The following is a 19,749-nucleotide window of genomic DNA, read 5'->3' as shown; positions in this document are numbered from 1 at the left end:
ACCATTAGGATGGGTGTACAACCCACCTGCACCATTACAAAGGTGGCAGGATCGGAATCTGTATCGAGGCCACGCGCTGGCCATCGGGATGGCTGGGCGTGACACTGGAGGGTCTCGGAGCGACCACCGCATCTCGCTTATGAGTACCTTCCTCATTGCTCCGACTGGCCTCTGGAATCTGCGCCATTGCGTACTCAGCGAGTGCCGTGATGGTCAGCGCAGGATTTACTCCAGGATTTGCCGGCATCGCTGAGCCGTCACAAACCAGCATGTTTTGATAACCAAAAACGTGCAGATTCCGGTCAATCACTCCGCTTTTGGCGTCTGCGCCGATGACAGCACCACCCAGTACATGGGCGGTTGTCGGAATATTGCCCAACGCTTCCAATACGTTACTTTGGGCAATGCCGCCGGTGTGTCTGGCCAGCCATCGGGCCGCCTGGTTACCCATCTCGATGTATGTCGGGTTTGGCTTGTCGCGATTCTGCTCGGTGACGAGGCGATAGCCACTGCCCAGCCAACGCTTCCTGGGACGTAGTGCGATTGCATTGTCCAATGTCTGCATCACCAGCAGCATCACCATGTTTCGGCTCCAGCCAAATGGCCACAGCGACTTGAGCCACCGCACCGGGTGCAACACGATATTTCCCATCCACTTTAGTGGCCGCGTTACGCGGTTACCGTTACCGACCAACAGTGTGCTCATTAAACTCAGGAAGTCGGCGTTGCGGCCGTAGGTGAGAAACTCAATATGGGTATCTTGATCGACGTGCACACTGCTGCTGGCGGTGACATCGTTCCAGGTTTTGCGGTCCTGAGGCAGGCGCACGTTCAGAACTGACTCGCTATTGGTGCGTACCAGTTCACCGAGACGATCGCTGATCCGGGGCAGCGAGCCGCCGTGCTTGCAGTTGGCTAACAATTCATTGGTACCGAGCGCCCCGCCGGCGAAGATTACTCCGCGAGCGGTATAGGTCTGGCGATCACGAGCGAACCAGGCTCCGGGACGCTGGGTGGTCACGCGATAACCCTCGCTGCCATCGGCAGCCCCGAGCGGGATCACATCAACGACCTCATGCTCTGCCAGGACCTGCACTCCGCGCTTCTGCGCAAACCACAGGTAGTTTTTCACCAGCGAGTTTACGGCACCGACGCGACAGCCCACCATGCAGGCACCACAGCGCGTGCACCCTGTACGGTCAGGGCCCTCCCCGCCGAAATAGGGGTCCTTGACGGTCTTGCCCGGCTCACCAAAGAACACCCCAGTGGGGGCGCGAGTGAAGGTGTCTTCGGTTCCGAAGTGTCGCGCCATCTCTCGAGCTAGTTGTTGGTTAGTCGAATCGAAAGGCACCGTTTTTACGCCAAGCATGCGTTCGGCCGTATCGTAGTGGGGCTGCAACAGACTGTTCCAGTGACCGAGCTCGCGCCACTGCACGTTTTCGAAGAACGCTGGCTTGGCGCGATACAACACACCGCCGTACACGGTGCTGCCGCCACCGACACCCGTCTGGCTGGGGAAAAAGACATGGCGAAACAGCGACATTCGCATAATGCCCTTCAAGCCCAATGCGGGTGCCCATAAGTACTTGCTGAACTGCCAGGCCGATTTGGGAAGGTCCTCATCGCGATAACTTCGGCCGCGCTCGAGCACTCCCACGCGATAGCCTTTCTCCACGAGGCGCAGTGCCGAGACGCTGCCGCCAAATCCCGATCCGATCACCAGCCAGTCGAAGTCGGTGTTTTTCATAGTGTGTTCCCTTCTACGTGCCAGCTGCTTGCCGTCTAATGTCCATCAGGGAATTACGCGTCAATCGACCCATTCGATCCACATCTTGCGCAGCCTCAGCTTGTCGACCTTGCCCACGGCGTTCTTTGGCAGGCTGTCGATGATGTTGATCATGGAAGGTCTTTTGTAGCGCGTGAGCCGGTAGGTACAGTGCTCGTTCAAGTCCTCATGGGTTCCGGTTGATCCCGAACGAAACGTGACGTAGGCAACCACAATTTCGCCAAAAGTATCGTCGGGGACACCGAGCACCGCGGCTTCGAGAACCCCGGGGAATTCGTAAAGAGCATCTTCGATTTCCTTTGGATAGATATTCTCGCCGCCGCGAATGATCATCTCTTTAAGGCGCCCGACGATGGCCAGGTAACCGTCCTCATCGATCCGACCAATGTCGCCTGTGTGCAGCCAGCCATCGATGATGGTCTTGGCTGTTTCTTCAGGTTTTCCAAGGTAACCGCGCATGACGTTGGCGCCTTGCACCAGCACCTCGCCAATTTCGCCTTGTGGCAGATGCAGCCCCCTGGGATCGGCGATTGCGATGCGCTGCCCGGCTAAAGGCAGGCCGACAGTACCGACCTTGCGCAGGCCGTCGAAGGGGTTCATGGTCGAAGCGCAGGTGCCCTCGGACAGCCCATATCCCTCAAGCAGCGGAAAACCGAAGCGATCTTCAAATTTTTGCAGGAGTTCCGCCGATGCAGGCGCCGCGCCGCAGATGCCGTACCGAAGACTGGAGGTATCGGGTTTGACCTCACAAGGTAACGAGCTAAGCATTGCGTAGATGGTTGGAACGGCGGAAAAGTACGAAGGTTGAAGCGATTCGACGTCATCAAAAAAAGTGTCGACATTAAAACGCTTGCGCATCGTAACCCGACCTCCGCTGGATAGCGGAAGCAGGGTACTCACCAAAATGCCGTTAACGTGGAACAGCGGCAGCACCATTAAACAATGGTCCGCTGACGAGACCTTGAGCGACTGCCGGCCCATTTCCGACATAGCCTCAATGTTGGCATGATCGAGCATCACACCTTTTGGCAGACCAGTGGTGCCACTGGTGTAGATCAACAAAGCCAGTGCGGCAGGCTCTTCGAACGGTATACCTGTGCAGGGCGCCCCAGTTTCCAGAGAGGCTGCTGACAGGGTCGGCAGATTCGGGACTATGGTTTCACCGCTGGAGTTGATGAGCAGCTTCGCCCCTGAATCAGCCAATTGATGGGTGGCTTCTTTGATGGTAAGCCCTGGGTTAATAGGCGTGACCGCCGCCCCCAGACGCCAGGCGGCGAACATCGCCACCACAAACTCCACCTGATTGGGTAGCATGAGGGCGACGACATCCGCGAAGCCGACCCCCTTATCCGAAAATACTCCCGCTGCCGCGAGGACCCTAGAGTGGAACTGTTGGTTAGTCAGTTGGGTGGTATCGTCAGCGATGCACGGCGCATCAGGCTCGGAAGCTGCGCGCAGATCTGGAAGTTTGGAAAAGCTCATTTTTGTTGTTCTCTCCGAAAAATGACGGAAATGTTTTAATTAGTTGGCTGAAGGGCGGAGTAGGTGTTTTGTCAAAAATTGGACCTGATCCGACACCAGTTCTTCGAACGCCTCGCCCATGTAGAACTCGAAATGCCCAGCGCTATACAGTTTGGTTTCTCCATGCGGCGCCTTGCGCACCAGAGCGATCGTCTGTTCCGGTGGCGTGACGGTGTCAGTGGTGCTGACGCAAAACAGGATGGGGAATTTCACCTTCGAGGCGGATCGACCGGGTCGATAAGCCATGATCTCCGGGAGCACCCGCGCGGCGACGTGATTGACGAAAACCACGCCCTTTGGCATCAGGGCCAGATAGCCCGGCAAGGCGTCATGGGCATTCATCAAAGCCGGTTTACCGGGAGCTGCAGCGATTGGCACCATCACGGGAGGACGCCCCAGCAGCTTGGCTGCAAAATCACGCAGGAGCACCGGGGCTACCTGTAGCGAACCCTTCAAGCCCAGTGCAGCGGCGGAGGCCAGACCGTCGGTAAAAGGACATTGGCTAATGGCCGCCAGTAACTCGGGATGTCGGCTGGCCACGGTAATCGCATGGCCACCACCAAACGAGCTTCCCCATACGGCAGCCCGGCTCCCGTCGACATCGGCGCAACCTTTGACGAAGTCCAGCGCTGCATCCCAGTCCTCTAGTTGGCGCTTCACCGACATCAACTGTCTGGGCTGACCACCGCTGTCACCGAAATAGCGGTAGGTGAAGGCCAATGTAGCGATTCCCGCAGCAGCGAAGCGCTCAGAAAAGGCATCGAGGCGCATCTCACGAATCGCACCAAGCCCGTGACCGAGTATTACGATAGGCGGATTTTTCACTCCGACCGGCAAGTAGAGCCAGGCCGAACAGTAGGCTTCACCCGAGTCAAAGCGGATGTCCTTGCGTGTAAATGTGTATGGAAGTGGTGACATTTGATTCATTTCTTGCCCCCTTCGTTTGACAGGGGCAAGGAGCCTTGCTCAAGCGTTTGCTCGAAAATGGCCGGGTTGTAGAACGGTACACCGCCGTCGCGATCGGTCCGTTCAAGGTATTCGACCATCAGCGATTGAGCAGTTTCGGTCGGTGAGATCTTGATAAATTCGGTACGCTCTATATGCAGCCCCTCATCGAGGGTGCTGGATCCGCCGAAGTACACGGCCCGCTTGATTGCCTCAATAGACCCCCTGGATCGGGAGCCCAGATACCCGGCCAATTCGACGGCTCGATCCAGCAGCGCATCTGGCGCAACCACTTCGTCGATATAGCCAATTTCGAGGGCTTTGTGTGGCGACACCGGGCGGCCTTCGAGCATCATCATAAGCGCTCGATGGGCGCCGATCAGCCGTGGCAATCGCTGACTGCCGCCGCCACCGGGAAGGATTCCAAGAAGCACTTCTGGCTGCCCGATAAAGAAATCGCCGTCCGCCATCAGGCGGGCGTCGCAGGCAAGCGCGAGTTCACTACCAAGCCCCAGCGCAGAGCCGTTTAGAGCGGCGACGAAAATGACGCCACTGCGGTTCATCCGCAAAAAAGTGTCGTGCAGCTTGTCAAGCTGCATCCCACCGTCCAGCGGTGTAATGGACGCCGCTGCCGCTAAAGGTGGAACACCGCGAACATTCTTCGCGGTTCTTGCGATCACCGAAGCGAGACCCCGCCCGACTGTCGGAATACTCTTTCCGCCTTCCTGCAGCCAACGAACGTCTGCATGACCAATGAAACGCTCAGGATGAGTGCCGATGAGCACCACAGCTTTGATTGCGGCATCGCTCTCGACTTTGTCCAAAAGCGCCGATAGCTCGTTGGCCATGTCCAGTCCCATCAGCCCATGTGGACCTCCATCCAGCCGTGCAATCAACACAGAGCTACGGGGCTCAAAATCAAGGTGCGTGCTCGGCGTATATGTCTTTGTCATTTTTATTAGACCCTCTGGTGATACGCGTGGAGAGCAGGTCCGCGCTCCATCTGAAATATCCATCGCCTGACGGCTATCAGCTCTGCTTGGGTGATAACTATCGGTTCAAAATAATAACACTGTTATTGAGCAACATAACACCGTTATTCCGTGATCGCAATACACCTCCCTTGCACGAGCTTCCTGATGATGTCGATGACCTTCGCCGACACCGAATACGATATTGAAAGTCTAGTCGGAGGGGGACTTGAAACGGCTGCGCGAACAGCACCGCGGGGTAGAAAAACGGCGCTCACATTCCCGATTAGCCGACGCTTATGGGGAGCTCTTCGGTTGATCGAGGAACCGCTGACCCAGTTGGTCGCGGCAAGAATGGGAATACCCACCGAGAAATCGCGGTGGCTGCTCAAGCACCTTGTTGAAGCGGCGTATCTTCAGCTTTATTCGCGCGTTGCCCCCAAGCCCACAACAATGTTGGTGCACGTCGCTACCAGGATCTCCGAAGCAGGATCGTTGATGCCAGCGAAGAAACCCGCGAGTTCGAGCATGATAAATCCATGCGCGGCACTCCACAGTTGAAGTGCAATGAGGGCTGGATCTACCTTATCGACACATTTCGCGTCAGCCAGACGAGTGCATGCTTTGAGCAGCACCGAATAGGTCGAGTTGCGCTCTGCCGAATACCCGCTTGAAGCGGGCGCCGGGGTTCCACGTGAGGAGCTGTATCTACCGTCAATCGAAAGGCCGAACATCAAGTCATACAGGTGGGGATTGATATGTGCCAAGTCCCGGCACGCCAACACCATCGTACACAGGTCGACAATCGGGTCATCGGTAACAGGGACGCATTCGAAGACAGCAGTCAACCGGCTGAATCCCTCGTCGGAAACCGCTTGAAGAAGCTCCGAAACACCACCGAAGTACGTGTAAACCCCCATAGTCGACAGGCCGGCTTCGCTCGACACGGAGCGCGCCTTGACTTCGGAGGGACCGCTTGTAGCAAGCACGCGGATGGTCGCCTCGACGAGGCGAATGCGGGCATTGGGGAGTGAGTGATCATAGGTCATGCGCAAAAGAGTGACATAACAACGTTATACTTATCAAATCACATTGTGAGATGACCTAGCTTGCCAGTAGGGGAATGCCAGGTGGGTAGTGAAGAGTGGCAGGGCCGCATTCTGCACGCGGCGCCTGCGTGCTCGAGCTGAAACACCCATTGCACCGCGCTACCGACTGGTTGCGTGGTTTTTCAACTTTCGAGAGGGCTTGCCCACCCAGCAATCACGCCCGCAGTGGAAAATTCCACTTTTTCGCGTTTCGCTCCCAAGCCAATAACAATATTATTGCACATAGGCACCAGGATTTCCGAAGGGGGATCAGCCACATCCGTGAAGTGACCTCCGAGCTCAAGCATGATGAATCCATGCGCGGCACTCCACAGTTGTAGTGCAACGAGGGAAGGATCGACCTTACGAATGCATTTCTTATCAACCAGGCGGGTGCACGCTTTGACCAGAACAGAGTAAGTCATCTTGTACTCCGCCGAGTGTTCATTAGACACGGGCGTCGTGGTGCCACGTGAGGGGGTGTATCTGCCGTCTATTGATAGGCCGAACATCAAGTCATACAGGTGAGGATTGATTCGTGCGACGTCCCGGCACGCCAAAACCATCGTACAGAGATCGGCAACCGGATCCTCTGTAATGGGTACGCGATCGAAGACGGCAGTCAGCCGCTTGAATCCCTCGTTGGCGACGGCTTGAAGAAGTTCTGGCACACCGCCGAAGTGCGTGTAAACGCCCATGGTTGATAGGCCGGCTTCGCTCGACACAGAGCGGGCCTTGACTTCGGATGGGCCGCTTGTCGCAAGCACGCGGATGGTCGCCTCGACGAGGCGGGTGGGGGCATTAGGGAGTGAGTTATCAAAGGTCATGTTGCAATAGTGCCATAACGGCGTTATATTTATCAAATAACAGTGTTATACAGCAGGCGGTTAGAGGCCTAAGCAGGGCTGATGGGGGGTATCGATGCCAGGGGCATTCGGGGGCGTATCTCGAAGACGGTGAAGCGCAATAGGTGCTACGCCGGGTCCATCTACAACGAAAAACAATACTTTAGGATCTTCCAATGCAAATCAACTTCAGAAGTCTCGCAATCCTGTCCGCGTTCCTCTTCTTCGCCCTGGCTTTCACCTGGATGTTTGCCCCCAATATTTTGCTGGCAAGCTGGGGCGTCGATTTCTCTGACTCCGTCGGGCTGGTCGGACGCCGTGGGGCGGCGTTGTATGCGGGGATAGGTGTCATGTTTTTTTCGGCAAGAAATGCGGGGCCGTCCTTGGCGCGCTCATCTTTGATCGCAGGCTTTGTCGTGACCTGCTTGATACTCGCCGTCCTTGGTGTATTTGAACTGGCTATGGGGCATGCGGGCTTTCGGATCTTGTCTGCCGTTCTCATCGAAGTCGCGCTCATCTTCGCGTTCCTTTACGTCTCACGTGCCTCAAAAAGCGACCTTCAAACTGGAAGCACAATTCGATAGTCGTGAGGCACAAGACCCATTTCACAATCCGCAAAATGGCATCAAGTCGACAATAAAAATACGCTCAACCATGAGGATTCAGGCAATGCGCACTTTGAAAAAAGCAGGTGTCATCGGACTCACCCTAGCAGCAGCAGTCATGTCATCGGCACTGTGGGCAGACGACAACTCTCCCGTTGGTCTGTGGAAAAACATCGACGATGTCAGCGGTAAGCCGAGGGGGTTGATTCGAATCACCGAATCCGATGGCGCTCTGAAGGGCGTTATCGAAAAAGTGTTTCCCGCCCCCAACGAAGATCAGAATCCGAAGTGCGACAAATGTGACGGCGTGAACAAAAATGCGCCAATTGTCGGCCTGACTATTTTGACCAACTTGCGAAAGGACGGTGATGAATACACCGATGGCCAAATCCTCGATCCGGAAAATGGCAAGGTCTATAGCAGTAAAGTCAGCCTGACCGACAATGGCAAAAAGCTCAGCGTGCGCGGCTACATTGGCACGCCGCTGCTGGGGCGTTCACAGACCTGGGTACGCCAGGAATAAGGAAGTACGATGAAAGCATTTATTATCGATCGCTATGGAAAAAAGGTTGCGTTGCGGGTGACCGAAATGCCGGAACCTGAATTGGGCAAGGATGATGTTTTAGTCCAGATCCATGCGGCGGGTGTGAACCCCCTGGATGTAAAAATCAGGGACGGTGAGTTCAAGATGATTTTGCCTTATCGTATGCCGCTTATTCTGGGCAATGATTTGGCCGGGGTCGTCGTGCGGGTTGGCTCACAAGTGCAGCAATTCAAGCCGGGCGATGAGGTCTATGCGCGGCCAGATGATGATCGAATCGGTGCATTCGCCGAATTCATTGCTATCAATCAAGGCTCGCTGGCGATCAAGCCGAAAGATCTCACGATGGAAGAAGCTGCTTCTATCCCTCTGGTTGGCTTGACGGCCTGGCAGGCGCTGGTCGAAAAAGCGGACGTGAAGAAAGGCCAAAAGGTGTTAATTCATGCGGGCTCCGGTGGTGTAGGCACGCTGGCCATTCAGCTGGCCAAGCATCTGGGAGCGATCGTTGCGACGACCACGAGCACGGCGAATGTCGAGTGGGTAAAGCGCCTCGGTGCCGATATCGTGATCGATTACCGCAAAGACGATTTTGAAAAGGTCCTGCACGACTACGATGTGGTCTTGAACAGCCTGGGCACAGAGACTCTCGAGAAGTCGTTACGCATCCTAAAACCGGGTGGAAAGCTCATCTCAATCTCTGGGCCACCGGATGTGGACTTTGCGAAAAGCGCTGGGTTGTCCGGGTTCCTGAAACTGGTCATGGGCCTGTTGAGTTATGGGATCAGGAAAAAAGCCAAACGTCGTGGTGTCAGCTATTCATTCCTTTACATGAGAGCCAGTGGTGAGCAATTGCGTGAGCTTACTGCACTCATCGATTCCCGGATCATACGTCCGGTGGTGGACCGGGTTTTTCCATTCGAATCGACCCCGGATGCCTTAGCCTATGTTGAAACCGGTCGGGCAAAAGGCAAGGTCATCGTCAAGGTAAAATAACGAGTCGACCAATGTTCGAAAACTTCGAAACGCAGAGAATCACTGTAGGCGATATGGACATCGCCTGTGTTGCAGCGGGTGAAGGTGAGCCCGTATTGATGCTGCACGGTTTCCCCCAAACCATGGCGCTCTGGGCGCGTATCGCGCCTGGACTGGTCGCGCGTGGCTTTCGGGTTGTCTGTGCTGATTTGCGTGGGTATGGCGCATCGCAGAAGCCGCCGGCTCAGCCGGATCTGTCAAATTACGGATTTCGCGCCATGGCCGCGGATCAGGTCGGACTGATGCGTGTGCTCGGACATGAACGGTTCCATCTTGTTGGACACGACCGTGGCGCGCGCACTGCATACCGGATGACGCTGGATCATCCGGGCGTGGTGGCTAGCGTCACGCTGATGGACATCGTTCCTACGGCTGTGATGCTGACAGATCTGCGCAAGGACGTAGGCCACAGTTACTGGCATTGGTTTTTCCTTTCTCAGCCCGCACCCTTTCCGGAGCGCATGATTGAGGCGGATCCCGATTTCTTTTTCGAGAGCTGCCTATTCGGCTGGGGTGCCGCAGGGCCGGAGGATTTCGATGCTGACCAACTGGCGGCATATCGGAAAGCCTGGCGTGATCCAGCAACGATCGCTGGGTTTTGCAACGACTATCGCGCCGCCCTCACGGTGGATCTGGAAGACGATTTGTCCGATTCCGGACGACGCATCACCGCGCCCGCGCTGATTCTCTATGGCGCCTCGGGTGCGATGGCCAAGCACTATAATTTACCCGCCACTTGGGCGGATCGCTGCACCGTGATGGAGGCTTCTGCGATAGTGGGCGGCCATTTTTTTGCTGATTCTCGGCCGGGCGAGGTCATTGAGCGAGTCGCCGCATTTTTGGCAAACCATCCCATGCAATCGAAGTTTTCGTAAAGCGCGACGCCTCGCTTGGAGGCGGCGTGCTCATCGTCTCCGGCGTGAGGTTTAGAACAAGGTCGCGATACGGAGCTGGAATATCACATCTTGTTGGAAGCCCCCCCGTACATCGATGTCGGTGCCTACCATGCCCTGAATCTGCACTGTTGGCGCGATGAAGGTGCTGGCAAAGACGCGGAGTTGATCCTCGCGGGTGCGGGTACCGCTATCGATGCCGTTCAAGGTTGATTTACCGCCAAAGGTGCCCGAATAACCGAAAGACAGGGCGGTGGCGGGTGTGAAGTTGTAGCTGAGATACGACTGAACCTGATAGGTGGGATCGTGACTGACCTGGATACCGTCATTGGTGTGGTCGAAGCGGAAACTGGCATCTGCCGCGATGTCCAGTTTGACGCCATGGCCGAGTCCCTGGCTGAAACCGATCTGCTGCGTCAGGGCGACTGCTCCCGAGCCAAGCGAGGCTTCCAAAGGATGGTACGCACCGGTCGGCAAGGTGATGTAGCTGGTAAAGCCGAGAGTGGTGCCGGTCGGGTCCGTGGAGTGCAGCGCCCAAATCGCGGCGCCTAGCGTTAGATCGCCTATTCCGTTGTTTCTGGAAAGGTCGTTGCCACCAATTTTTGCGTCGGTGATCTTGCCGAATGGCAGGACAGCTTGCACTGCCCAGTCGATTCCATCTGTCTGGCCATAGTAGAGCGCGCGCTCTATTCCAAGGGCCAACCGGTCACTGGAATCGGGTACCTTGTTGCCGTCTTTGTCCTTGAACTGGCTGCCTGTCGCATAGTTTGCGTAGTGCACCAATGCAACAGTGCCTGCCGGCAGGTGGACATAATCGCCGGGGGCGAGGTCAAGCGCTGCGGCGTGTTCCGAACCGAGTACCAAAGTGAGGCAGATTGCTGTTCTGAATGTCGTAATTCTCATTGTATCGACTCGCTATATTATTGTTGTTTTTAGCTTTTTTTCAGGCGACCTTTTCCATCACTCAAGGCCTGGATCAAGGTGAGTTGCTGTGGCGCAGTAAGGGGGAGGGCCCAATCAATCCGGGCCCGACCAATCACTCAGTGAGTGGTCACAGGTTTTGCAGAAAGGTCAGCAACGCCTCATTGACGGCTTCGGGCTTTTCCTGTGGGGTCCAGTGCCCGCAATCTTTGATGATGAGCGTCCCACGCAGGTCGGTGCATTGCTCACCGGCTCGGGCGATCGATTGCTGGCTCCAGATGGTGGAAACGTCGCGGTCCCCTCCGATAAAGAGCGCAGGCATGTCTATCGTCCTGCCCTCGTATTGACCCAGTTCTTCCCAATCGAGATCGGCGTTGCGGTAGTAGTTGAGGGGGGCGGCAAGTCCGCTGTATTCCAATTCAGCTGCCCAGAGATCCAGATCGTCCTGACTGAACCAGGCTGGCAACGTATCCGGCTTCACCAGCAAGTCGTCGAATTGACCCGACCGGGGTACGCACATCGTGGCGCGTACGAATTGCGTGAGTGCTTCTTCGGGCAATTGCGTCAGGTCAACACCGATAAGTTCAGGCGGGAGAGGGGGATCAGCTGACAAGCTGTAGAAGACGCTGGCGAGCCAGCCCGGAAGGTCGCTTTCTGCATCGCGTAGTGCGCGATTATCAGGAAGGCAGAAATACTCCTGATAGAACAGCAGGTCCGGTCCGGCGATTTCCCGTTCCGCGATGCTTGGACGAACCTTGCCAAAGGTATTGCCCGGCAGGCACGCAAGTCCACGCCCGCCGAAAGGCATGCTAATGCCGACAACGGCATGAAAAACATCCGGCCTTGTCCATGCCGCCGTCCAGGCCACTGGCGCACCGATGTCGTGGCCGACGATCACGGCACTGGACTCGCCGAGTGCCTCCACGACGCCGACGCAGTCCGCGACCAGTTCGCTGATGCGGTAGGCGCGCGCGTCGCCGGGCTTGGATGATCTGCCATAGCCCCGCATGTCCATGGCTACTGCGCGATATCCGGCGGCCGACAAGGCTGCCAGCTGATGCCGCCACGAATGCCAGGATTCGGGAAACCCATGGCAGAGCAGGACCATTGGCCCCGACAAGCCGGCGATGGTCAGGTGGATACGTTGTTCATTGACTTGAACAGTTCTTGATTCCCAGTTGCTGGTATTCATTGAAAAACCTTCATTGTGGGCAGGCTCGGGAACCTAGTCGTGTGCGTATCGCGCGGTACCGCCAGTCAGGTATTGGACACCTTCATCACCGTTCGCCTGATCCCATTGCTCGGTCAGTTTCTGAACTGTGATTGCGTCGAGCACTGAATGAAATTGGCCATCGTCGGTGAAGCCGATGTTGGCTCCATTCACGATAAACAAAACGACCGTGTCGCCCTTGTTCGTATCGGGGACGTAGAAGGTGTGCATCGATGAAGCGGGTTCGTAGAGATAGGAGCCCGCTGTCTGAACCTGATCCGGGTACTCGGTATAAATCCAGCTACCTTTCAGCGTGTAGCCATGGACACCCCCAGTGTGCAGGTGAGTCGGCAACTTCGCGCCTGGGGCGAAGATTCCCATGACGGTCCAGATTCCGAGCTCGGGGTCAATGAACAACGGTTGAAAACTGACGCCGGGCCCCGCCGCATCCTTGAGGACCGGAATGTCGTTTATGTTGAGTGTGAGCAGCCGATCCTGCGGGAGCGAGAAAACCGGCGTCTTGCTTGCAGCCTGTGTACTGGTCATGGGATAGCCCTTGTCATTGTTATGGCGTTGTGTGAATCCGGACGACTGATTTCGGCCAGTGTTGTTTGCCGGCCGGGTCAGCCATTCATGGAATGATGATGACCTTGGCGTCCCGTTCCGGGTCCGCGAGCCGGTCGAAAGCATCCTGTACACCGTTCAGCCCGACATGGCTGGTGATGAGCGCGTCGACCTGGAGTCGGCCCGACGCAACATGGTCGAATGCCTGGGCGAACTCTTCGAACGAGTAGGCAATACAGAAGGAGAGATCGATTTCCTTCATGATGGCGAAGGACGGATAGAAGGTGTCCCGCTCCATGCAAAGACCCGCCACGACCACTTTTGAGCACGGCGCAGCGCCGGCCAGAATCTGCTGGATCACCCCCGGTACGCCGACGCACTCGAAGATCACTGAGGGGCGGAAGGGGAACCCGGCGAACATCCCGGTCTGACGACCATATCGGGATGGATCCGACGTACCGGCCATAGTTTTCCAAGAGTCATAAGGAGAATTTTCCCGTGGGTCGACCACAACGTCGGCACCGAGCTTCGCGGCCATCGCGCGTCGTGACGGCGAGAAGTCGGCGGCCACGATCGGGCCGATTCCGCGCATCTTCAGCACCGCAATTACCGCCAGTCCAATCGGGCCGCAGCCAATGACGATCGGCACGTCGTCAACGCCCAGGTTGCCCCGATTGACGGCGTGAAGCGCCACGGCGAGCGGCTCGGCGAGAGTCGCGATGTCGTTGGGGATGGCCTCGGGCACAGGAATCAGCAGGTCCTCTGACAACACCATGTACTCGGCGTAGCCGCCTGGTGTGTCGAGTCCGCCAAAGCCCAGGGTCACTGGTCGTGGGCGGAGGAGGAAAGGGGCCGAGACTGCCCGGGTGCCGAGCGAAAGCGTCCGGCGGCAGTCCGCACCGAAGTCGACCACTTCACCGCAGATTTCGTGACCGAGAACAACCGGTTCATCAACATTGAAGAGGTCGATGCCGGCGACCTCCTTCACGCTCGAAAGCAACTGGGCACCATGTTTGACGCAGTGCAGGTCGCTTCCACAGATCCCGCACGCAAGGGTTTTGACCAGAACTTCGCCCTTGCCAGGCCGAGGGATAGGCGCTTCGGTCAGCGCAAGGCTACCGTGGCGCATGACGACGGCGCGCATGCTCATGAGCCGCTCCTGTCATCGAGTGGTGTCTTGGGACCTATTGCCAAAGCAATCAGGCAGCAGCCGCTGGCAAATCGGCTGGTTTCGATATGGCGGTGATCGAACTCATGAAGAATGCTGAACGTGCTCGTCCTCATTTTCTTGATCCTCTATGGCGGAAGGCATCCGCTCTTTTTTATTGGTTTTAATAAACTGTCAGATCACCTCTCCTTAAACTTGGCATTGCACGAATTTTATTTGGCATTTGGCGACTAAAGCGGTCTCAAGAAATTGCCGCGCAAGGTTTTCCATCTTGCCGCGTGCCGACCTTGAAGACCGAGAGGCTAATGGTGGGCTTATGTGGGGATTGGGAGCTCAGGGGCTTTTATGGCGGCGTGTGATTAGCTGCCGTGGGGATTCGCCGTACCAGCGGCGGCAAGCCCGGGAGTAACTGCTCTGTTCGGAGTAACCGAGCATGCTCGCGATCTGTGCGACCTGCAGACCCCGCGTCGACAGTTGCCAGGCCATTTCTCGACGCACGTCATCGAGTATCTGCTCGAAAGAGGTGTCGGATTCGGCCAACCTGCGCTGGAGAACTCGAGGGTGGATAATCAAGGCTCGTGCAACTGAGACCAGGTCGGCCTGATCGACCTGCAACATACGATGGATCAACTCTCGCACGTGCTCGACCAGGGGAAGCATCTGACCGATCTGGGCGAGATAGTTTTCAGCGAGCGCCAGCACGGTGGGATCCCGCCCACGGATCTCACGGTTCAATGCATTACTGGGGATGTGGATGGAGTTACAGACACTTGCGAACTCAACCCGGCAACCGAAGACTTCACGATAGGTCTCGGGTACAGAGAGGGGATGATGCTTCATCGTGACTCGCAGCGGCACGAAGTCTTCGCCCAGCATCAGACGGAAGGCTTCCATGGCAACCACCAGGCCTTTCTCAATCATCTGGTTCCGGTAGGACAGTTGCCGTAACGCGATTTCAAACGTGAATACCGATGATCTTGGCCCGCGTTTCAGCTCTGCGACGTCGGGTGGTGCGCAATGGTAAAGATAGTGCGAGACGCCTTCGATCGCGTCAGCAACGGTCTCTGCGTGACGGATAAGAACCGCTACCGGCCCCAGAATCTGGATGCCCTGTCGCTTTGCGAGGCGCATACCGAAGTCTGGGCAATTCAGTTCCACTGCCGCCGTGCCGATCACTGTGGCCATCGCCCCGTAACTGATAAGGCGATCAGCGACACCGGCTGCCGACGGGTCCACACCATGGGCGCGCAGAAACTCATCGGGGTTGCCGCCGAGACTAGAGACCAGACTTGCGAAGTGGAGGAGCCCTGTGCCCGCTACTAAATCTGTCATAGTTGTTTAAGGGCCTGCATGATCTGCGTGATCGCCGCCCGGCCAGCTAGTTGGCCACTGACGGCGACAGTGGCGCAAGAATTTCCGCGCGGCAAACCTCCAGAATCTCATCTGCCAGAGGAGAATCATCCGGACAGGCCCGCGACAATACGACCGCGCCGATCGCATGGGCCAGCATGTCGATCATCTTTGTCCGCACTGTGTGCTGATCCGCATCACCCAGCTTAGTGCCCTCACGTTCAAGAGCTACAAGCATGTTTTCGATCCCGGCCGCAAACGTAGCCTTAATGTCCTCTGATTGACGCGCGGCGTCCCCGCAGAGGGCTGCCATCGTGCAGCCAACGCTCCGGGCATCACGGTGATCCCGTGACAAGTAAAGATTGAAGAACTCGGCAACGTCGAGACCGCCGCTATTTTCCAGGGTCTGCGAGAGCCCGCTCGCAGCCGCTTCTGCCATCAGATCGGCTTTGGAGCGGAAGTGCTTGTAGAACCCGCCATGGGTGAAGCCAGCGGTAGCCATCAGCTCCACCACCCCTACGCCGTCGTAGCCACGCTCACGAAACAGTGCGGAGGCTGTTTCGACAATGCGCGCCCGATTTTCCTGTGCCTGCGCTTTGGTGACTCTCATGTCCACATGCCTCTTTGATTCAGCCAGATGTCAGGTAGTCAATATACATTGATGTCAATCATAATCAAATTTGTTGACGGTTAAGATTATGATCATCATTATAATGGCTCGCTAATTTTTGGAAGGTCTGAGGTCATGTGCGACGCCCACCTGACCATCAATCAACGTTGAGGAAAAGAAGATATGACCGAAAAAAATTTATTTGAGACATACACCCTCGGCTCCCTGACGCTCTCCAATCGGGTGGTCCTGGCACCGCTGACGCGCAACCGCGCCGACGCAGGCTTCGTTCCGAGCAAGTTCGCCGCAACCTACTACAGCCAGCGTGCATCGGCCGGCTTGCTGATCGCTGAGGCCACGCAGATTTCGCAGCAGGGACAGGGCTACCAGGATACGCCCGGCATCTACTCGCAAGCGCAGATTGATGGCTGGCGTGAGGTCACTGCTGCCGTCCATGCGAAGGGCGGGCGGATCTTCCTGCAGCTGTGGCATGTGGGGCGTGTCTCACACATTGACCTGCAGGAGAACGGCGTCGCCCCTGTGGCGCCCTCGGCCATTCAGGCCGCGACCAAGACGTTCGTCAACAACAGCTTTATGGACGTCTCGGAGCCTCGGGCGCTGGAGCTCGACGAACTGCCGGGGATCGTCAGCGATTTCCGCCAGGCCGCGGCTAACGCCATTGCTGCTGGCTTCGATGGTGTTGAAATTCACGGAGCCAATGGCTATCTGCTGGACCAGTTTGTCAAGGACGGAGCCAACGTACGCACCGATGCCTACGGCGGCTCGATCGAAAATCGCGCGCGGCTGCTACTGGAGGTGACCGCGGCCGTGGTGGACGAGATCGGCGCCGACCGCACCGGTATCCGTATCTCTCCGGTTTCGCCAACCAATGGTGTCTCGAGCAGCGATCCGCAGGCACAGTTCGACTACATCGTTGACCAGCTCGACGCCTTGGGCATCGTTTATCTCCATGTCGTCGAGGGTGCAACCGGCGGCCCGCGAGATGTTGCGCCGTTCGACTTTGACTCCCTGCGTCGGCGATTCAAGAACACCTACATCGCCAACAACGGCTATGACGTGGATCTTGCTACGTCCCGGCTCACCGAAGACAAGGCAGACCTCTTTGCGTTCGGGCGCCCGTTCATTGCTAACCCGGATCTGGTGGAACGTCTGAAGACCGCGGCGCCGTTGGCTTCATTCGATCCGACCACACTCTTCGGTGGTGGCGCCGAGGGATACATCGACTACCCGGCACTTGTTGACTCCAACGCCCTGTAACGCTGGCGCCTCCTCGATTTGTACGTTGCATTTCCCAATATGGGTTCACCTAATCAAGAGAGCCAATACATGACTACCCGTTCCGCAGTTCTCATAACCGGCGCATCCACCGGCATCGGCGCCACTTACGCCGAGCGCTTCGCACGTCGCGGCCATGATCTCGTGCTGGTTGCCCGCAACAAAGCGCGACTGGAAACGCTCGCGGCTCGCCTCCGCGAGGAACACAGCGTCGCAGTCGATATCCTCCAGGCTGATCTCACCGAATCCAGCGACTTGGCCGCCGTCGAGACACGCCTGCGCGAAGATTCGCGAATCGGGATCCTCATTAACAATGCTGGAGCTGCCCAGTCCGGCAGTTTCATCGAGCAGACGACCGACGATGTCGCTTGGCTCGTCGCGCTCAACACAACCTCGTTGGTGCGACTCGCCAGCGCAATCGCCCCACGGCTTGCGCTGGCCGGCGAAGGCGCGATCGTCAATATCGGCTCCGTGGTTGGCTTGGCGCCGGAATTCGGCATGGCGGTTTATGGTGCCACCAAGGCCTTTGTGTTGTTCCTTTCCCAGGGACTGAGTCTGGAGCTCACGCCCAAGGGCGTCTACGTCCAAGCCGTGCTTCCTGCCGCAACTCGCACGGAGCTTTGGGGGCATGCGGGCATCGACGTCGATACACTGCCCGAAATGATGGAAGTGGGTGAGCTGGTGGATGCAGCACTGGTCGGCTTCGATCAGCGTGAGCTCGTGACCATCCCGCCATTACACGACGCTGCGCGCTGGGACGCCCTGCAGGTCGCTCGGCTAGCCCTGCTTTCGGACATCAGGCAGGCGCATGCAGCGGAGCGGTATCGCACGCCCTCGTAAACACTCCAGAGACGCGCAGAGGTAAGGGCGTCATCACCTTCAATCACCACAAACTAGACCGGAATCTCCCATCCCAGGATTGCCGGTCTACACCAGACATCTGGAGTAAGTAATGACCAATGCCGACAAATACCTTGGGTCGGGTACGTCCTACGCGAGTGCCGTGAACCGCTTGATCAATGTCGCAGGGACTGCGTTTGCCTACCGTGACCTGGGGCCTCGCAGTGGCGTGCCACTGATTTTTCTCAACCATTGGGGTGCGGTGTTGGACAATTTCGACCCGCGGATCGTCGATGGCCTTGCCAGTAGGCATCGTGTCATTGCCACTGACTATCGGGGGATCGGTGCGTCGGGAGGAACAGCACCCGTGACCATCAATGAGATGGCGCAGGATGCGATAGCCTTGATCCATGCGCTGGGATTCGAGAAGGTTGATCTGCTCGGTTTTTCCCTCGGAGGATTCGTGGCGCAGGACATCGCGCTGAAAGCACCAGACTTGGTGCGCAAGCTGATTTTGACCGGTACGGGACCAGCAGGTGGTGAGGGTATTGACAAGGTAGGAGCGGCATCCTGGCCACTAATGATCAAAGGCTTGCTGACGTTGCGCGATCCGAAGTTCTATATGTTCTTTACATCCACGGCCAATGGTCGCCAAGCAGCGAAGGCCTTTCTGAAACGACTGACGGAACGCAAGGCGGACCGGGACAAAGGACCCACGCCTAGAGCCTTATTGCGGCAGTTGAAGGCGATCAAGGCATGGGGGCAGCAGGCTCCCCAGGATCTTGGCAGCCTCGGGATTCCGGTACTGATCGCCAATGGTGATAACGACATCATGGTGCCCACTGTGCACAGTACTGATATGGCGCTCCGCATCCCGAACTCGCAACTGGTCATTTACGAAGATGCCGGGCATGGTGCGATTTTCCAGAATCATGCCAATTTCGTGTCAAGAGCGCTGTCCTTCCTACATGTCTGACACCCTGACTAGAGTGTTTCATCAATTCCCGAATTGGTTGCATTGAGCCTGCAACACTGCCACGCGGTGTTGCGTGGCGCAGTTGAACCGCGCTCGGCTCGTCTCGAAGCATGGTCGCGGCTCGATCGAAATCTCGATCTTGACAGCTTGCAGAAACGACGCAGGTAGCCGGGTTGGCCGATATCCCGCTGTTGCTCACGGACGTCGGCGTGTTCGACCTAGCAGTGGGCTGGGGTAATTCGAGCGTCCTGTTGACGGTCGTGCTCAAAGTCGCCCTCGCCTTGGCGTTCCGATTCGTCTCGCCCACCGAGCGAGAGGGCGCAGTGTTTCAAGCGAGCGTTTTAATATGATTCTAATTGAGGTTCGTTGAGATTTGGTGACAGCGACGTATATGACGCACGTAGCCGGGATCACGACCAAGCAGCCTCCGGAGGTCACATCGATGAAGTACGGCAAGCACCATTTCAGCCCCAGTTTGCACAACGAGGTGCGTTGTGATCTGTGTGGTGAGCATCTGGTCGACAGTCAGCACATCCAGGTCCAGCCGCCTAAGCCCGTCAAGAGCAAGGCGCAGAAACCCTGGAAGG

At 57.1% G+C, this 19,749-nt stretch carries 19 protein-coding genes; 7 read left to right on the top strand and 12 right to left on the bottom strand.

The window, feature by feature from the left end; genetic code table 11:
• Positions 1-34: 34 nt before the first annotated feature.
• The 6 genes from VY732_RS15895 to VY732_RS15870 all read right to left on the bottom strand — a co-directional run bounded on the left by VY732_RS15895 (position 35) and on the right by VY732_RS15870 (position 7,138).
• Positions 35-1,747, bottom strand: coding sequence for a GMC oxidoreductase (locus VY732_RS15895; RefSeq protein WP_154905254.1), 1,713 nt, complete (start codon positions 1,745-1,747; stop codon positions 35-37).
• A gap of 60 nt (positions 1,748-1,807) precedes the next feature.
• Positions 1,808-3,268: a class I adenylate-forming enzyme family protein gene (locus VY732_RS15890; RefSeq protein ID WP_154905253.1), complete on the bottom strand. Its 1,461-nt coding sequence runs from the start codon at positions 3,266-3,268 to the stop codon at positions 1,808-1,810.
• Between the two features lie 39 nt (positions 3,269-3,307).
• Positions 3,308-4,234, bottom strand: a complete 927-nt coding sequence (locus VY732_RS15885) for an alpha/beta hydrolase (protein WP_154905252.1) — start codon at positions 4,232-4,234, stop codon at positions 3,308-3,310.
• Positions 4,231-5,100, bottom strand: coding sequence for an enoyl-CoA hydratase/isomerase family protein (locus VY732_RS15880; RefSeq protein ID WP_223841597.1), 870 nt, complete (start codon positions 5,098-5,100; stop codon positions 4,231-4,233). Before VY732_RS15880 ends, VY732_RS15885 begins: the two co-directional genes overlap by 4 nt.
• 545 nt (positions 5,101-5,645) lie before the next feature.
• Entirely contained in the window at positions 5,646-6,272 is a 627-nt protein-coding gene (locus VY732_RS15875) for a TetR/AcrR family transcriptional regulator (protein ID WP_223841641.1), read from the bottom strand.
• Between the two features lie 182 nt (positions 6,273-6,454).
• Positions 6,455-7,138: a TetR/AcrR family transcriptional regulator gene (locus VY732_RS15870; RefSeq protein ID WP_154905249.1), complete on the bottom strand. Its 684-nt coding sequence runs from the start codon at positions 7,136-7,138 to the stop codon at positions 6,455-6,457.
• A gap of 194 nt (positions 7,139-7,332) precedes the next feature.
• Here VY732_RS15870 and VY732_RS15865 point away from each other — a divergent pair, with 194 nt between their 5' ends.
• The 4 genes from VY732_RS15865 (at position 7,333) to VY732_RS15850 (ending at position 10,209) form a co-directional block, all read left to right on the top strand.
• Positions 7,333-7,740: a hypothetical protein gene (locus tag VY732_RS15865; protein ID WP_154905248.1), complete on the top strand. Its 408-nt coding sequence runs from the start codon at positions 7,333-7,335 to the stop codon at positions 7,738-7,740.
• An 85-nt stretch (positions 7,741-7,825) separates the two neighbouring features.
• Positions 7,826-8,284: a DUF2147 domain-containing protein gene (locus VY732_RS15860; protein ID WP_154905247.1), complete on the top strand. Its 459-nt coding sequence runs from the start codon at positions 7,826-7,828 to the stop codon at positions 8,282-8,284.
• 9 nt (positions 8,285-8,293) lie between these two features.
• Complete coding sequence (locus VY732_RS15855; RefSeq protein WP_154905246.1) at positions 8,294-9,295, top strand: NADP-dependent oxidoreductase; 1,002 nt, start codon at positions 8,294-8,296, stop codon at positions 9,293-9,295.
• An 11-nt stretch (positions 9,296-9,306) separates the two neighbouring features.
• Positions 9,307-10,209, top strand: a complete 903-nt coding sequence (locus VY732_RS15850) for an alpha/beta fold hydrolase (protein ID WP_154905245.1) — start codon at positions 9,307-9,309, stop codon at positions 10,207-10,209.
• A gap of 51 nt (positions 10,210-10,260) precedes the next feature.
• Here VY732_RS15850 and VY732_RS15845 read toward each other — a convergent pair whose 3' ends face one another.
• The 6 genes from VY732_RS15845 to VY732_RS15820 all read right to left on the bottom strand — a co-directional run bounded on the left by VY732_RS15845 (position 10,261) and on the right by VY732_RS15820 (position 16,050).
• Positions 10,261-11,130, bottom strand: coding sequence for a transporter (locus VY732_RS15845; RefSeq protein ID WP_154905244.1), 870 nt, complete (start codon positions 11,128-11,130; stop codon positions 10,261-10,263).
• Positions 11,131-11,278: 148 nt separating this feature from the next.
• The gene (locus VY732_RS15840) at positions 11,279-12,340 is read right to left on the bottom strand and encodes an alpha/beta fold hydrolase (RefSeq protein WP_154905243.1); all 1,062 of its coding nucleotides are present in this window, start codon (positions 12,338-12,340) and stop codon (positions 11,279-11,281) included.
• Positions 12,341-12,373: 33 nt separating this feature from the next.
• Entirely contained in the window at positions 12,374-12,904 is a 531-nt protein-coding gene (locus tag VY732_RS15835) for a 2,4'-dihydroxyacetophenone dioxygenase family protein (protein WP_154905242.1), read from the bottom strand.
• 85 nt (positions 12,905-12,989) lie between these two features.
• Positions 12,990-14,072 carry a zinc-binding dehydrogenase gene (locus VY732_RS15830; protein WP_204280803.1) on the bottom strand — a complete coding sequence of 361 codons (1,083 nt, stop codon included), beginning with the start codon at positions 14,070-14,072 and terminating at the stop codon, positions 12,990-12,992.
• Positions 14,073-14,423: 351 nt separating this feature from the next.
• The gene (locus tag VY732_RS15825; RefSeq protein WP_154905241.1) at positions 14,424-15,422 is read right to left on the bottom strand and encodes an AraC family transcriptional regulator; all 999 of its coding nucleotides are present in this window, start codon (positions 15,420-15,422) and stop codon (positions 14,424-14,426) included.
• A gap of 46 nt (positions 15,423-15,468) precedes the next feature.
• Positions 15,469-16,050 (bottom strand): TetR/AcrR family transcriptional regulator, encoded by a 582-nt coding sequence (locus tag VY732_RS15820; RefSeq protein ID WP_154905240.1) that lies wholly within the window; start codon positions 16,048-16,050, stop codon positions 15,469-15,471.
• A 183-nt stretch (positions 16,051-16,233) separates the two neighbouring features.
• Between VY732_RS15820 and VY732_RS15815 the strand changes: the two genes are divergently transcribed.
• The 3 genes from VY732_RS15815 (at position 16,234) to VY732_RS15805 (ending at position 19,162) form a co-directional block, all read left to right on the top strand.
• Positions 16,234-17,328 (top strand): alkene reductase, encoded by a 1,095-nt coding sequence (locus VY732_RS15815; RefSeq protein ID WP_154905239.1) that lies wholly within the window; start codon positions 16,234-16,236, stop codon positions 17,326-17,328.
• Positions 17,329-17,397: 69 nt separating this feature from the next.
• A complete protein-coding gene (locus VY732_RS15810; protein ID WP_154905238.1) occupies positions 17,398-18,186 on the top strand; it encodes an SDR family NAD(P)-dependent oxidoreductase in 789 nt (262 codons plus the stop codon).
• Between the two features lie 112 nt (positions 18,187-18,298).
• Positions 18,299-19,162: an alpha/beta fold hydrolase gene (locus tag VY732_RS15805; RefSeq protein ID WP_154905237.1), complete on the top strand. Its 864-nt coding sequence runs from the start codon at positions 18,299-18,301 to the stop codon at positions 19,160-19,162.
• The last annotated feature ends 587 nt before the right edge of the window (positions 19,163-19,749 follow it).

This window comes from Pseudomonas sp. ZY71 (assembly GCF_036542145.1).
In the GTDB taxonomy this organism is placed as follows: Bacteria; Pseudomonadota; Gammaproteobacteria; order Pseudomonadales; family Pseudomonadaceae; genus Aquipseudomonas; species Aquipseudomonas koreensis_A.
Note: the sequence above shows the minus strand (reverse complement) of the source record. Positions and strands in the feature narration are given on the sequence as shown.